The sequence below is a fragment of the Bradyrhizobium sp. Crot121 genome, assembly GCF_059512385.1.
The window spans coordinates 177,959-193,352 of sequence record NZ_JCAMOR010000007.1; the positions used below are offsets into that span (position 1 = coordinate 177,959).

Sequence of the window (15,394 nt, forward strand, 5' to 3'; positions counted from 1 at the left end):
GGATTCAATACCTGCCAGGCTCGGGCGCGCCCCGCCCCCTCGCCCCCATGTTGCATATCGGCAACAAGCTCCGGTTGCGTTTCAGGTTAATGCGATGATTCGCTGGCCTGAATCGCGTATTAATGTACCTTACCCTTGCTGGGACGACTTGGGGATAATCACCATTATTGCGCTGCAAACATGTGGGAGGATCGTTGCTGGCCTCCTGGCGCTATCTTGTGCCGGGTGTATTATCACGCCTGGATCCGGCCCATTAGCGACGGATGTCCGATCGGCGTCGGAAGGACTTGAGCCTGCCGTCCTCCCCTACGCCCTGGTCAAGCTGACGCCCGAGGTTGTTGAAGTCCTCGGCCGCTATACGCCAAGGCTGTCCTCGGCCTTTGCCGACAAGGCGCCGGCGAAGGCGTTCCGCTTCGGCGTGGGCGACACGGTCAGCATCACGATATTCGAATCCGCAGCCGGCGGCCTGTTTACATCGGACGCCGGCGTCCGCGCCGGCAACTTCGTTACGGTTCCAAACCAGGCGGTGGACGAGAGGGGATATATTGCCGTTCCGTACGCGGGCACAATCCGGGCGCTGGGCCGCACCCCATCGGAGATCCGTGACGAGGTCACGGAAAAGCTCAAGGGCCGGGCCCTCGAGCCGCAGGTCGTCGTGGCTCTGGCCGAGCAGAACACGTCCTTGGTCAGCGTGCTTGGCGACGTGCGCAGCGCCGGCCGCTTTCGTGCGAGTCCGTCCGCCGAGCGCATCATCGACACCATCGCGCGCGCCGGCGGACCTGCGACGCAAGGCTATGACATGTGGGTCTCGCTCGAGCGCAAGGGACACCGGGCTAGCGTCCCGTTCGGCGCATTGATGTACGAGCCTTCCAACAACATCTACGTGTTGCCTAACGACGTCATCTATCTCTACAGCCAACCGCAGACCTTTGTCGCGTTCGGCGCGTCCGGTCTCCAGGGGCAATTCAAGTTCGATGCGTGGCGTATCTCGCTAGCCGAAGCGATAGGCAAGCAGGGCGGCATGAACGATGCTTTGGCTGATCCGTCGTCGGTGTTCCTGTATCGGGGCGAGACGCGAGAAGTGGCCAAGGAAATGGGCGTCGATTGCAGGCCCTTTAAAGGCCCGATCATTCCAATAATTTATTTGATCAATCTGCGCGATCCTTCCGGATTATTCCTCGCTCAGACCTTTGAACTGCGGAACAAAGACGTCATCTACACCTCCAACGCCGCTGCGGTCGAGACCACCAAGTTCCTGAACTTCCTGCGAACGATCATGGCCACGGCAAACGACCCGATCATCTACGCGACCAACGGCTATGCGCTCAAGGCTGCCACCTCGGGCGGATCACCCACGGTCATCACGACACCGACGCCAATTACTTCACCATCGGTCACAGTTACACCAGCGATCACTCGGTGATTCGGCGGTCTTATGCACAGCGACGCTATCGGCACGGCATGATCTCCGGGATGAGATCATGCGTCCATTGATCAGGAGGCTCCGGGCCAGCGATGCGGAGCGAGGAAGCGCCCGCAGGCAACTGATCGCGCGCAGCATCTGCCATTAGATTCTAGATTCTGTACGATTAGAATCGGCGAGCTTGACGCGCCACGCGAGCCTCGATGCGCCGCGCCGTCTCGTAGGGCGTTGCGAGAAGCCTCATCGCTTGTCGTCCGATGCATCCGGATGCAGACGTGCGATAGATACAGGAGCCGCTGCGGCGACGCGCGAACGGGGCGCACCTTGGGGAAGGACCATCCATTTAAATTCATTTAATACCGTAATTAATTCTTGCCCAATTTAATATGTTATTATACATTAAATAGTGGTTAAGACGGGCCACCCCTGATCATTTCAGCAAGCCATGAATTTCATAAGCCGCAACATTGCAGCGGACGTCGACGGCGAGTTTGCCGCTCGTAGCTTCAGTCCACCGCTGAAGTCAGAACGAAAATGGCCGATCCGCTATCGCTCCATTGAGTTGTTCGCGACCTGCAGCGACGTCGCGATCATCCTGATCGCCGGCATTCTTTCCACACTGCTTTACCGGCTGTATTCCGGCTCGACCGCAGCAGATGTCAGCAAGGCCGTAGGCTCCGCAATCGTCGTCTCGGCGCTCTGCGTTTCCCTGCTGAAGATGCGAGGCATGTACAGACCACCTGAGCTGCTCGCGTTTCGCCGTCAAGTCCACGCCGTTTGCCTCTCCTGGATGTTCGTGTTCGTTCTGCTCAGCGCAGCAGTCGGCGTCTTCAACATCGGCGCCGAACTCTCCCGCGGCGCCGGCGTCGCATTTGCCGTCGTCGGCTTAGCGATGCTGATCGGACATCGGGTCGTCATGAGAGCCCTGCTCTCGAAGGGCCTCAACGACCGGAAGTTTTCCGGCGGCAATGTGGTGTTGATCACGGACCAGGCGCGATCGCAGGACACCGGGCTGGCGGAGGCGCTCACGGCATTGGGATTTCGCTTGGCTGGACATTTCAGCCTGCCTCGGCCCGGCGCTAGTTCAAGCTACCGCAGGCGGCTTAGCGGCCTTGTCGTCCGGCATGCACGCGGCTTCGACATCGAGCAGATCATTGTGGAAGCGGATCCGAACCGATGGTGCGAGTTGCGCGAGTTCGTGGCCGAGCTGAGAGTCCTGCCGTTTCCGGTCGTCTTCGTTCCGGTCGGGGCTGCATCGGAGATGTTCGCGCGACCGACCCGGGATCTCGGCAGCACCATAGGCGTCGAGGTGCAGCGCGGGCCTCTCACCCCGATTGAATGCGCTGCCAAGCGAAGCATTGATCTGATCGGCGCTGGAATTTGCCTGATCATGTTGGCGCCGCTGCTGGCGCTCGTTGCCATCATCATCAAGCTTGACTCGCCGGGCCCCGTCCTTTTCAGGCAGCAACGCTGCGGCTTCAACGGCCGGAGCTTTGCGATCTACAAGTTTCGGACCATGCGTGTGCTGGAGAATGGACCCTCGATCACCCAAGCCGGGCCCGCCGACAGCCGCGTGACCCGGCTTGGCAAATGGCTGCGCAGGACCAGCATAGACGAGCTGCCGCAGCTCCTAAATGTCCTGGAAGGGAGCATGTCCCTGATCGGACCGCGACCGCATGCGATGGCGCACGACAGTCAATTCGACGAGGCGGTCCAACACTACGCGTTCCGCCGGCGGGTCAAGCCCGGGCTCACCGGCTGGGCTCAGATCCATGGTTGCCGCGGCCCGACGCCCACAAGGACCCTGATCGAGCAACGGGTCGAATTCGACCTGTGGTACATCGACAACTGGAGTCTACGACTGGATCTCGCAATTCTGCTCCGGACCCCAATGGAAGTATTGCGCGCGCGCAACGCCTTTTGACCGTATTCGGTCCTGATTGCATCAGAACCGACGCTGTTGGCGCGTTTCCTTCACGCCAAACAGGTATCCACGTCGCCCGGAAACGCTCCAAGGATCGGATCGACGCCGCTTTCGGCAATGGGAGCACAAATGAACGGACGCAAAACGGCTAAACCCGGATGGCATGCCTCCTCCAGGCTGTCGTTCGGCGACCAGGTAGGAGGATTTGCGATCCCGGACTTCGTCGAGGATCAGGCGCGCTGCCGGCCCTTCGAACCGCTCTCGCTGATCCGAAACTCTTCGATTTTCTTTCCTGATTTCATCGCGGCGACAAGCCACCGAGGCAGCTTGCCACGGCCCGACCAAGTCTCGGAGGTCTTCGGATTACGGTATTTCGGCAGCACTCTCGGATACTTCCGCCGCGGCTTCCCGCCCTGGAGCGTTCGCGCATCATCCGACTCGCGCGCGCCACCCACACCCCGGCTAAGAACCGCCAGCCGCTTCTCAAGTTCGCGCTTTTCCGCTTCGATCCGGGCCGACAATATCCCGCTGATCTCTTCATGAAGTGACCAGAGATCATCTAAAGACATGGACTTGAGTTCGATTTCTTTCGCCGACATGGTCGTCCCGCGGTTCCGCCTTAATAATCGGCTGTCATATTGCCTCGTTCATTATTAATCAAGGGGAATACCAAAAAGTTCCAATGCAAGTTCTGGATAAACCAGCCATGCATACATTTATGTACCCACAGCCTATTCCAGAAGCTGCAACAGCCGAAGGTAACCCGCAATAAGATATGTTACCGAGTTTGAGGGGCTACACGGCGCAGGACTCGCGCAGACCCCTGGCGCGGAACGCCGGCGCCTGACGTAATCGCCTCCCATGCCTCTTCCGCAGGCTCGGGATAACCCGCTTGCTTCTCCGGCGCATGAGCGGCCGCAACCGGCAGCGAATTACCTCGATATCCCTCAGGGCGAGACGTCGAAGCTCGATCTGGGCCTGCAAGGCGCGAATATCCCGCAGGGCAGCGGAAGGGACGACAAAGCGACTGACGGTCTCATGAAGATGGCAGAGGGGAAGCTCAATACGGTCCATTTCTCAAACCCTTACAATACCAACTTAAACCACATTTCCGCGCACAATTATTTATCTATTTAAACTCCGCAGATCGCCTGAAATTCCGCTATAGCTTGCCAATAAAAAACGAATTATCAAGCATTAAATAAATCATTGGATATAATATTTATGTCACATATAATGTCTTCCATTCACGTCGGCGCTCAGCGCTTTTTATCGCCTGAGCAGAGAGTGTGTTTTGTAGAGAAATTGCCCCCGCTCAGGCTCAAATTGGTCGCGAGAGCACGATGCGCAAATCCGATTTAGAGACGATGACTTTCGACGAGCTTTGGCTTCTCCACGAAGAGATTACGAAGATTTTGTCGGAGAGAATCACGGCCGAGAAGCTCGAACTGGAGAAACGCTTGGCTCAACTCAATCCGCCCGAGCCGATGCAGGATAGTGCAGGTTCCGAGCCGGGCGCCGAACGGCCGCGCCGCAGATATCCACGGGTGCCGCCGAAATACTGCAACCCGATGGAGCCAACCGAAACCTGGTCCGGTCGCGGCAAACAACCCCGATGGCTCGTCGCCGCGCTGCAGTCCGGGCGCAAGCTGGAGGAGTTCAGGATCGAGGACAGCGACAAGGCGACGGACGACAACGCTCACCGCTCCTGAGCGCGTCGTTCGCCGAGATATCTTAGCTGTGCAACTGAACAGGCGCCGCGCCGCGCGTGTACTCGAGGTGCCTGGCGAGACTGGTACGGATGCCCGAAATCTCCCCCAGAAGAACGTCGCAGAGTTGAATTCGGGAGGCAATGACGGTTGGGTTGGCTCCCTCGCCATTTAAAAGATGAAGCTGAATTTGCGCTTGCTTGATCGCGTTAAGGGAATCCCAAAGGACGCAATCACTCGACTTGTAAATATTTCTCATTATTGACCCCCTCACCCAAACAAATGACCGGTGGTCGGCAATAGTCACTTTCGTTAGTCGGCGATCATCGATGATGGTTCATCTCGCCTGCGACAATTTTACACATGAAAATTCATCGTATGTCTGGCAGCTCGCCGGTCAAAAATTCGACGGCCGGACGAAAGACTGACTCGCGTTCATTTAAATAGTTTAATCGAGCCACAAAACGAAGCAACTTAAATCGGGTGCGACGCGAAGCGCCCTTACCTCTTTTCTCAAATCGAACTAAACACTTCCCGCATATGCGAGCGAAATCTCTGTGTGGCTGGCTTGCAATGGTGGACTCTCGCTCCCGGATAAAAGGATGGCCCGATGCTGCAGTGCGCTCCTGCCAGTCTATCCGGCGGCGCGACCATTCCGAGAACAGTGGACTGTTCGTCGCCGGCTGCATGCACACCGCATGAAAGCGCTGAATTCGCCGCCCGAGTGTTGCGATGGGGGAACGCTCAGCCAACTCTACGCGGGAGAGCCGAACGCCCTATGATGGTCGGCGGGAAAGCCCTACAAGCGGCAGCGATGAGGGAACGCGCCTCCGGCCGCTATCGCAGGTCACCGCCTTCAAGCGCGTCAGGGCTACGTGTCGCAGGAAAGAACGCCTCGTCCAGGTCGAACTTGAGCGAATCACGCTTGCTGGCAAGGCGTCGAAGGTTACCCAACGTGCCCCGGGGCGCATCGCAGTGACCGCATCGGATCGGGGTCGAGGACGGAGCCCCCTCCGCAAGGTCGATCCGAATGCTCAGTGAGTTGCAATTGTCGCAAACTAGCTTGAACTCGGCATGACGGTCCATCAGTGGCTCCCGGTCCTAAATCTCTTCTGAAATCGGATCAGCAAAATTCAATAAGCAGAACTTGGCTGGGAAGCCGCGCGTGCGCGTAGCGCATCCCCGAAGGCTCAAAGCCCAAGTCCGGATCATTATATTATTTATTTTTTGACGTCCAATTTATTATTATGCATTTAATTTGGATCGAACCCCTACCCACGCATTCTTGATGATGCGAGACCTTCTTGAATTGAATTCAGACTGAAAAATAGGAGCGGATAACGCATTTGTGTACTTTGCGCACGCGTTCAGGTTGATAGTACCTCATTATGCCCGTTGGTTTAATTCTGATTTTTAGCAGCAAAATTTATTGCTCGACTAAGAGGTAAAATAATATTAAATACCTCATTTAATTTGTAGCCGACCCATCGCGTTGGGGCTAGCGGGAAGGTGCCATGGTCGCGGCATCCATTGCAAGGATGAGCTTGCCGTCACGGTCGGCTGCTGCGTCGAGAAGCATGAGCTCTCGAACCGCCACGCGCCGTGTTGCGGTCCCACGATCCCCATCGGCACGGCCGCCCAGTACCGCGATGGCGCTCGCCCCCCTGACATTGCAGCCGCCGCTCCGAGACCTTTCCGGTCCCGACGGCTGCCCCCTCGATCGGTTTTTTCAGGCTTATCCCCCCTCTCTCGCGAGGACCCAATTATGACGAAGGATTTTCAGGAAGCTTCTGGTTGGAGCCGTGCGGCTCTCGGATTGCAGAATTGGCAACGCGTTCTCCCGCGCGGGAAGAAGGCGGAAACCGAAGCCTCCATTGCAGGAGACGAAAACTCGTTCTTGTCCTTGGCAGCACTGCGGTCACGGGAAACATCGGGGAACACCAATGCGCTCATAGCGCCGCTGTCCTTTGAAGCGGCGAAAGCCGGACTGGCGTCGGCGGCAGCAAGCCCCACCCCTGTCTCCGCGACGACTGAAGCCGCAACGTCAAATCCCGTCGTGATCCTCGGCGGCACCCCTTCGCCCGCCGTTGCTGCAGCTATCACCGGATCCATGCTCGCCACGACCTCCGCGGTGGCCACCCCGGCCAGTGCACCGCTTTGCTGCGGTTCGTGCGGCTACATCAATTGCCCAACCCAGGCGATGAGCCAGGGCAACACCAATGGGGCGCAGACACAGTTGAACGGCCAGTCGGTGCATAGCGGTGGGTCCGGAGCTGATTTCGTGCCGACCAACAAGGCCGGGCTTATCGGCAGTTCCACAAGCGCGGCCATGTCAACACAGGATGTGGCACCGGTAGCGAACTGGAACACGCAATTGCCTGGCGGCGGAGAGACCGGCACGGGCACCACAGCTGTCCAAATCGGGATTCTGGCCGGGTCGGTCACAACCGCCAAGCCACAAGCTGCGCCGGCGGCATCACCCGGCCTCCGAGCAGCCGCAGTGCCGGCGACCACTGCGGCTACTACGAGCACCGCTGCCGCGACAACAACCGCAACGGCTGCGGCGACATCAACCAACCCGATCGTCCTCGAAAACCAGAAACAGGGAAATCCCGAGAGCGAGTGGGGCATCGACGGTGCGGGCGACTCGAACATCGAGGGCTTCGCCACGGACATCAGCGTCAATCACGGTTCGACGGTCAGCTTCAAGATCAATACCAATTCGACGCACTACAGGATCGATATCTACCGCCTCGGATATTACGGAGGCATGGGCGCCCGAAAGGTCGGGACGATAGATCATACCGGCTTGCAGAATCAGCCGGCGCCGTTGCGGGACAACACGACGGGACTGGTCGATGCGGGCAACTGGTCCGTTTCGGCGAGTTGGGACGTCCCGGCGGACGCCGTGTCAGGCGTCTACATTGCAAAGCTCACGCGGCTGGATGGAACGTCTGGCGAGAACCAAATCCCCTTCATCGTGCGGGACGACAGCAGCCACAGCGACGTCGTATTCCAAACCTCTGACGAGACCTGGCAGGCCTACAATGGATGGGGCGGAGCCAATTTCTACGGCGGCAACGGGCCCGCGACGGGCCAAGGCGCCGGCCGTGCCTATGCGGTAAGCTATAATCGTCCCATCGACACACGGGGCGGCGTGGGGTTGTATGCCGGGCCCCAGGACTATCTGTTCGGCGCCGAATATGCGGGGATCTACTGGCTGGAGCAGAACGGATACGACGTCTCCTACATGGCGGGAGTTGACGTCGACCGTTACGGCAGCCTGCTGCTCAATCATAAAGCCTATGTCGATGCCGGCCACGACGAGTACTGGTCAGGTCAGCAGCGTACCAATGTCGAGGCCGCGCGCGATGCCGGCGTCAACCTGGAGTTCTGGAGCGGCAACGAAGTTTATTGGCGCACCCGCTGGGGCAATAGCATCAGCAGCGACGCGACCGCTTATCGCACGCTGATTTCCTACAAGGAGACATGGGCGAACGGCCTGATCGATCCCACCAACCAATGGACCGGCACTTTCCGCGACCCGCGTTTCAGCCCGCCGGCGATCGGCGGCGGCAATCCGGAGAACTCGCTCACCGGACAGCTCTTCGACGTCGATGACGTCGGCACCAAGCTCGAGTCGATCGATATCCCGTACGACGACGCCAATTTGCGCTTCTGGCGCAACACCAGTATTGCAAATCTGCAACCTGGTCAGACCGCGTCGCTGGTCCAGAATTATCTCGGCTACGAGTGGGACGACGCGGTCGACAATGGGTTTGATCCGGCGGGCCTGGTGCGGCTCTCCTCGACGACCGTTCCGGTGAGCACCTATCTGCTCGATTACGGCAACACGACCGGCCCTGGCATCTCGACGCACAGCCTCACGCTCTATCGCGCTGCGAGCGGCGCGTTGGTCTTCGGTGCCGGGACCGTCTTTTGGCCCTGGGCCTTGAGCGACAATCACGACCTGCAGGCGACGCCGACCGACCCGCGTGCGCAACAGGCAATGGTCAACACGTTCGCCGACATGGGCATTCAGCCGGGGACGCTTCAATCGGGCCTCGTCGCTGCCACCGCCTCGACGGACCACACCCCGCCGACCTCCACGATCAACCCGCTCGGATCCATTACTGCAGGAGCCACCGTCACGATTTCCGGCACGGCCGCCGATCTCGGGGGCGGCGTGATCGCCGGCGTCGAAGTCTCGACCGACAACGGCGCGACCTGGCATCCGGCCACCGGCGACGAGAACTGGACCTATTCCTGGTCGCCGCAGGTCGGCGGCACCTACACCATCCTCTCGCGCGCGGTCGACGACAGCATCAATCTTGAAACGCCTTCGGCCGGTCGCACCGTTACCGTTGCGGCGCCGAATTTCGTCTCGCTGTTCTCACCGACAGCAACCCCTGCGGTCGTGAACACCACAGACGCGAGCGCGGTCGAACTCGGGGTGAGGTTTCAGGCTTCGGTCGCAGGCACCGTAACCGGCGTGCGGTTCTACAAGAGCAGCCAGGACACAGGCACCCACACCGGCGAACTCTGGTCAAGCACCGGTGTCAAGCTTGCAACCGTCACCTTCACAAACGAAACCGCGAGCGGCTGGCAGAGCGCGACCTTCTCCAGTCCGATCACGTTGACGCCTGGACAAATCTATACCGTCTCCTATCACACCAACACCGGCCACTATTCCAACACGAATAACTTCTTCACCTCGGACGTGGTCAATGGACCGCTGACCGCGCCCGCCAGCGGCAATGGCGTCTTTGCCTACGGCAGCACCAGCCTGTTCCCGACGAGCACGTTCCAGGCCACGAATTTCTGGGTTGACGTCATGTTCAACCCCTCCTCGGGTAACACCAACCTGCCGCCGGTGGCGGCAAACGACGTCGGGCCGAACGTGACGCAAAACACGGCGATTACGCTTACCGCTGCGTCCCTGATCAGCAATGACAGCGATCCCAATGGCGATCCCCTGACCATCACCGCGGTGAGCGGGGCCAGCCACGGGACCGTGACGCTCAACGTGCAGAGCAATCCGCAAAACAACACCATCACCTTCACGCCGGACGCCGGCTATACCGGCAACGCGAGCTTCACCTACACGGTGTCGGACGGGCGCGGCGGCACGGCTACCGCCAATGTCAGCCTCACCGTGCTGGCACCAGGGCAAACGCCGGTGAGCCTGTTCAGCGCATCGAGCACACCCGGCGGCAGTTTCCATGACGGCGCCGCGCTTGAAGTCGGCATGATGTTTACCACCTCCGTGGCTGGTCAGATCACCGCGCTCAAATTCTACCGCAGTGCCACCGATACCGGTCCTGACGTTCTCGACCTCTGGAGCGCGACCGGCGTCAATCTGGCAACAGTCACCTTCACCAATACCACGGCCAGCGGATGGCAAACGGTCGCACTGCCGACACCCGTCAACCTCACCGCCAATACGACGTACGTCACTTCCTATCACACCACCGGCGCCTATGTTGCGACCAACAACTTCTTCACAAGCGCCGTCACCAATGGGCCGCTGACGGCGATTGCCAGCGGCAACGGCGTCTATTCCTATGGCGGCACCAACACCACCGGCATTTTCCCCACCAGCACCTGGAACGCCTCCAATTACTGGGCCGACGTCGTATTCATCGCGTCCGGATCTGGCGGCGGGCCAAACACCGCGCCGACGGCTGTTGCCGACGTAGCCGACGCAACCGAGAAAGGCGGCATCGCCAACGGTTCGGGCGGCTCGCCCGCCACCGGCAACGTCCTCACCAACGATACCGACCCCGATGCCGGCGACACCAAGACCGTCACCGCGGTCAGCTTTGGTGCGACGGCAGGCACGCTTGGCACCGCGCTCGCCGGCGCGCACGGCAGCCTCGTGCTCAATGCCAACGGTACGTTCACCTATACCATCAACGAGAATGATTCCGCCGTGCAGGCCTTGCGGCTGTCAACGAACACGGTGACGGATGCCTTCAACTACACCATGCGTGACACCGCCGGCCTCACCTCGACCACCACGCTCACCATCACCATTCACGGCGCTGATGACGCACCGGTGCTCGCGACCCAGACCGCCAACCAGAACGCAACCGTCGGCTCGTCGTTCTCGCTGGTGCTGCCTGCCAACACCTTCACCGACGTCGATACCGGTGATACCCTGACCTATGCGGCAACGTCCGCCGACGGCACCGCCCTGCCGACCTGGCTCAGCTTCAACGCGTCCACACGCACCTTCAGCGGCACGCCGACATCAGCCAATGTCGGCACCGCCAGCATCAAGGTGACAGCCACCGACCTTGCGGGCGCTGCCACCAGCGAGATCTTCAATATCGCCGTGTCGGGCGGCCCAGCGGACACTGCGCCGACGGCTGTCGCCGACGTCGCCGACGCGACCGAGAAAGGCGGCATCGCCAACGGTTCGGGCGGCTCGCCCGCCACCGGCAACGTCCTCACCAATGATACCGACCCCGATGCCGGCGACACCAAGACCGTCACCGCGGTCAGCTTTGGTGCGACGGCAGGCACGCTTGGCACCGCGCTCGCCGGCGCGCACGGCAGCCTCGTGCTCAATGCCAACGGTACGTTCACCTATACCATCAACGAGAATGATTCCGCCGTGCAGGCCTTGCGGCTGTCAACGAACACGGTGACGGATGCCTTCAACTACACCATGCGTGACACCGCCGGCCTCACCTCGACCACCACGCTCACCATCACCATTCACGGCGCTGATGACGCACCGGTGCTCGCGACCCAGACCGCCAACCAGAACGCAACCGTCGGCTCGTCGTTCTCGCTGGTGCTGCCTGCCAACACCTTCACCGACGTCGATACCGGTGATACCCTGACCTATGCGGCAACGTCCGCCGACGGCACCGCCCTGCCGACCTGGCTCAGCTTCAACGCGTCCACACGCACCTTCAGCGGCACGCCGACATCAGCCAATGTCGGCACCGCCAGCATCAAGGTGACAGCCACCGACCTTGCGGGCGCTGCCACCAGCGAGACCTTCAATATCGCGGTGTCCACCACGCCCCCGCCTGCGCCGGTCAGCCTGTTCAGCGCATCCAGCACGCCGGCCGGCAGTTTCAATGACGGCCAGCAGGTTGAACTTGGCGTGAAGTTCACCTCTTCGGTCGCCGGCCAGATCACCGCGCTCAAATTCTACCGGAGCGCCAGCGACACCGGCCCTGATGTCGTCGACCTCTGGAGCGCCACCGGCACCAGGCTCGCCACCGCCACTTTCACCAACACGACGGCGAGCGGCTGGCAGACGGTTCAGCTTCCGACGCCCGTCTCGATCAACGCCAACACCACTTACATCGCATCCTATCACACCACCGGCGCCTATGTGGCGAGCGGCGGCGGCTTCAGTTCTCCCGTCACCAGCGGGCCGCTGACGGCGCCCTCGAGTGCGAGCGCGGGCGGCAACGGCGTCTATGGCTATGGCGGCAACAGCACGACCGGGCTGTTCCCGACCAATACGTTCAACTCTGCCAATTACTGGGCCGATGTTGTGTTCCAGCCCCAACTGGTCGGTTAGGGTTGCATGGGAAGGAACGGGAAAGATCTGCTGCCTGTGACCGTGCTGAGCGGATTTCTCGGCGCAGGCAAGACAACGCTGCTCGATCATCTCTTGATGAACCGCGACGGTCTGCGGGTCGCGGTCATCGTCAACGACATGAGTCAACTGAATATCGACGCAAGTCTGATCCGCAATGGCGGCGCCGACCTGTCGCACACGACGGAGAGCCTCGTGGAGCTCAGCAATGGCTGCATCTGCTGCACGCTCCGCGACGACCTGCTGCAGGAGGTCAGGCGACTGGCCGAACAACGGCGCTTCGATTATCTGCTGATCGAAGGAACCGGAATCGCCGAGCCGCTTCCGATCGCGGCAACGTTCTGTTTTCGCGATGAGAGCGGCGTCTCGCTTTCCGATGTCGCCCGGCTCGACACGATGGTTACGGTCGTGGATGCGACGAGCATGCTCGCCGACTATGGCAGCCGCCAACTGCTGCGCGAGCGCGGCGAGATGCGCGACAGAAACGACCAGCGCACGCTTATCGACCTCCTGGTTGAGCAGATCGAGTTTTCCGATGTCGTGGTGATCAACAAGATCTCGGAAGTGGCGGAGACGACACGCGCCTCGCTCCGGAAGATCATCGCTGCACTTAATCCGGATGCGCGCCAGATCGAAGCCGATTTCGGCAAGATTCCTCCCAAGGCACTGCTCGGCACCGGTCTCTTCAATGAAGCGAAAGCTGCGACGCATCCGCTCTGGCACAAGGAGCTCTACAACGCTGACTCGCACGTGCCGGAGACCGAGGAGTATGGAATATCAAGCTTCGTGTACCGAGCTAGGCGCCCGTTCGATCCCGTCGGCTTCCGATCTTTTCTCGACCAACCCTGGCCGGGCGTTATTCGCGCCAAAGGCCATTTCTGGCTTGCCACCCGTCCGGATTGGGTAGGTGTTCTATCCGTCGCCGGGATCCAGCGTCGGTGCGAGCCGATGGGTTTCTGGTGGGCAACCGTTCCGAAGCCGGCATGGCCCAGCCATCAGCAATTTCAGGAGCAGATCAATAGCCATTGGGATGACGACTGGGGCGATCGCCGCCAGGAACTCGTCTTCATCGGCTCAGGCATGGACGAGGCACAGATCCGCGCCTCGCTCGATTCCTGCCTCACCCCTTGCGAAAATGGGTTCGATCCGGACGACTGGCGCAGCCTCGACGACCCCTTTCCACCCTGGAATGCTCCTCAACATGAGACGCACGCGGGTCCTTGACGGGAGGCGTACAGCCGATCCGCAGGCATCGCTGTCGCGGCGAAGGACGCGAAACAAGTCAATCATGAAATTGTGCGCCACCCACTCGACTTTCCATTTGCGAGCACACAAGTTCTGATTGGGAACGGACGGTTCTCGCAAAGTCAAGAGCATAGGGTGTTGTTGTGATGCGCCGCATCGTTGTTACGGGAATGGGATTGGTGTCGCCGCTCGGTTGCGGCGTCGAGCTCGCATGGTCGCGGCTGTCAGCCGGGCGATCGGGGCTTCGCGCCTTGCCGGCATGGGCGGCCGCGCTGCCGGCGCGCGTCGCCGGGATCGTGCCGACCAAGGCCGATGATCCCGAAGGCGGCTTCGATCCCGATCTCGGGGCGCCACCCAAGGACCAGCGCAAGATGGACCGTTTCATTCTGTTCGCGCTGGTCGCGGCGGCCGAGGCGATTGCGCAGGCCGCGTGGACGCCCGCGGATGCCCATGCGATGGAGCGGACGGCGACCGTCATCGCATCGGGCATCGGCGGATTTCCGGCGATCGTCGAAGCCGTGCGCACCACCGATCAGCGCGGCGTTCGCCGCTTGTCGCCGTTCACCGTGCCGTCGTTCCTCGCCAATCTTGCGGCGGGCCACGTCTCGATCCGCCATGGCTTCAAGGGCCCGATCGGAGCGCCCGTCACCGCCTGCGCCGCGAGCGTGCAGGCGATCGGCGATGCCGCGCGCCTGATCCGCTCGGGAGAGGCCGATGTCGCCCTGTGCGGCGGCTCGGAAGCCTGCATCGACCTCGTGAGCCTTGGCGGCTTTGCCGCCGCGCGGGCGCTGTCGACCGATTTCAACGAGACGCCCGAGCGCGCATCCCGTCCGTTCGACCGCGACCGCGACGGCTTCGTGATGGGCGAAGGCGCCGGCATGCTCGTCATCGAGGAACTCGATCATGCGCTGCAGCGCGGCGCCAGGCCCATTGCCGAAATCATCGGCTATGGCACGACCGCGGATGCCCATCACATCACCGCAGGCCCCGAGGACGGCAACGGCGCTCGCCGCGCGATGGAACTCGCGCTGCGTCAGGCGCGGCTTGAGCCCGGCCAGGTGCAGCATCTCAACGCGCACTCGACCTCTACTCCGGCCGGCGATCACTCCGAGATCGAAGCCATCAAGTCGGTATTCGGTCGCGAGGGCAAGATCGCGGTGAGCGCAACCAAATCCGCGACGGGGCATCTGCTCGGCGCGGCCGGCGGCTTAGAGGCGATCTTCACCGTTCTCGCATTGCGCGATCAGGTAGCGCCGCCAACCCTCAATCTGGAAAACCCTGATGATGCTGCAGCGGGCATTGACCTCGTCGCCAGAGAAGCCAGGCCGATGGCCATGGACCACGCGATCTCGAACGGGTTCGGCTTCGGCGGCGTCAACGCCAGCATCATCCTGCGACGCTGGACGTGATCATGTTGCGGAGCGAGGCACCCGCCATTGCTCCGCTCACCCGTCCTAGATCTTGTTTGAGCATGATCTCCGCGCAAACGCTTCGCGTTTGTCGCGAGGGAAACCGGTTTTCCACTTCTC

At 60.9% G+C, this 15,394-nt stretch carries 8 protein-coding genes; 7 read left to right on the forward strand and 1 reads right to left on the reverse strand.

Going from position 1 to position 15,394, the window contains the following annotated elements:
* Positions 1 to 94 precede the first annotated feature (94 nt).
* Together AC5ZGW_RS10010 and AC5ZGW_RS10015 are read left to right on the forward strand one after the other, a co-directional pair.
* Positions 95 to 1,423: a polysaccharide biosynthesis/export family protein gene (locus AC5ZGW_RS10010; RefSeq protein ID WP_130225331.1), complete on the forward strand. Its 1,329-nt coding sequence runs from the start codon at positions 95 to 97 to the stop codon at positions 1,421 to 1,423.
* Positions 1,424 to 1,868: 445 nt separating this feature from the next.
* The gene (locus tag AC5ZGW_RS10015) at positions 1,869 to 3,347 is read left to right on the forward strand and encodes an undecaprenyl-phosphate glucose phosphotransferase (protein WP_130225332.1); all 1,479 of its coding nucleotides are present in this window, start codon (positions 1,869 to 1,871) and stop codon (positions 3,345 to 3,347) included.
* A gap of 230 nt (positions 3,348 to 3,577) precedes the next feature.
* Here the strand turns inward: AC5ZGW_RS10015 and AC5ZGW_RS10020 are convergent, their stop codons facing one another.
* Positions 3,578 to 3,946: an H-NS histone family protein gene (locus AC5ZGW_RS10020; protein WP_028169206.1), complete on the reverse strand. Its 369-nt coding sequence runs from the start codon at positions 3,944 to 3,946 to the stop codon at positions 3,578 to 3,580.
* Positions 3,947 to 4,208: 262 nt separating this feature from the next.
* Between AC5ZGW_RS10020 and AC5ZGW_RS10025 the strand changes: the two genes are divergently transcribed.
* From AC5ZGW_RS10025 to fabF, 5 genes are all read left to right on the forward strand, one after another.
* Positions 4,209 to 4,484, forward strand: a complete 276-nt coding sequence (locus tag AC5ZGW_RS10025; protein ID WP_130225333.1) for a hypothetical protein — start codon at positions 4,209 to 4,211, stop codon at positions 4,482 to 4,484.
* 206 nt (positions 4,485 to 4,690) lie between these two features.
* Complete coding sequence (locus AC5ZGW_RS10030; protein WP_130225334.1) at positions 4,691 to 5,059, forward strand: H-NS histone family protein; 369 nt, start codon at positions 4,691 to 4,693, stop codon at positions 5,057 to 5,059.
* Between the two features lie 1,894 nt (positions 5,060 to 6,953).
* The gene (locus AC5ZGW_RS10035; RefSeq protein WP_496113907.1) at positions 6,954 to 12,602 is read left to right on the forward strand and encodes a DUF4082 domain-containing protein; all 5,649 of its coding nucleotides are present in this window, start codon (positions 6,954 to 6,956) and stop codon (positions 12,600 to 12,602) included.
* A 6-nt stretch (positions 12,603 to 12,608) separates the two neighbouring features.
* Positions 12,609 to 13,844 (forward strand): GTP-binding protein, encoded by a 1,236-nt coding sequence (locus AC5ZGW_RS10040; RefSeq protein WP_130230035.1) that lies wholly within the window; start codon positions 12,609 to 12,611, stop codon positions 13,842 to 13,844.
* A gap of 167 nt (positions 13,845 to 14,011) precedes the next feature.
* Entirely contained in the window at positions 14,012 to 15,274 is a 1,263-nt protein-coding gene (gene fabF, locus AC5ZGW_RS10045; RefSeq protein ID WP_130230033.1) for a beta-ketoacyl-ACP synthase II, read from the forward strand.
* The last annotated feature ends 120 nt before the right edge of the window (positions 15,275 to 15,394 follow it).

What these genes read in the sequence shown, in the direction of transcription:
- AC5ZGW_RS10020 (WP_028169206.1), bottom strand. Translation starts at nt 3,946, where the DNA reads ATGTCGGCGAAAGAAATCGAACTCAAGTCCATGTCTTTAGATGATCTC.
- AC5ZGW_RS10015 (WP_130225332.1), top strand. Translation starts at nt 1,869, where the DNA reads ATGAATTTCATAAGCCGCAACATTGCAGCGGACGTCGACGGCGAGTTT.
- AC5ZGW_RS10030 (WP_130225334.1), top strand. Translation starts at nt 4,691, where the DNA reads ATGCGCAAATCCGATTTAGAGACGATGACTTTCGACGAGCTTTGGCTT.
- AC5ZGW_RS10010 (WP_130225331.1), top strand. Translation starts at nt 95, where the DNA reads ATGATTCGCTGGCCTGAATCGCGTATTAATGTACCTTACCCTTGCTGG.
- fabF (WP_130230033.1), top strand. Translation starts at nt 14,012, where the DNA reads ATGCGCCGCATCGTTGTTACGGGAATGGGATTGGTGTCGCCGCTCGGT.
- AC5ZGW_RS10040 (WP_130230035.1), top strand. Translation starts at nt 12,609, where the DNA reads ATGGGAAGGAACGGGAAAGATCTGCTGCCTGTGACCGTGCTGAGCGGA.
- AC5ZGW_RS10025 (WP_130225333.1), top strand. Translation starts at nt 4,209, where the DNA reads ATGCCTCTTCCGCAGGCTCGGGATAACCCGCTTGCTTCTCCGGCGCAT.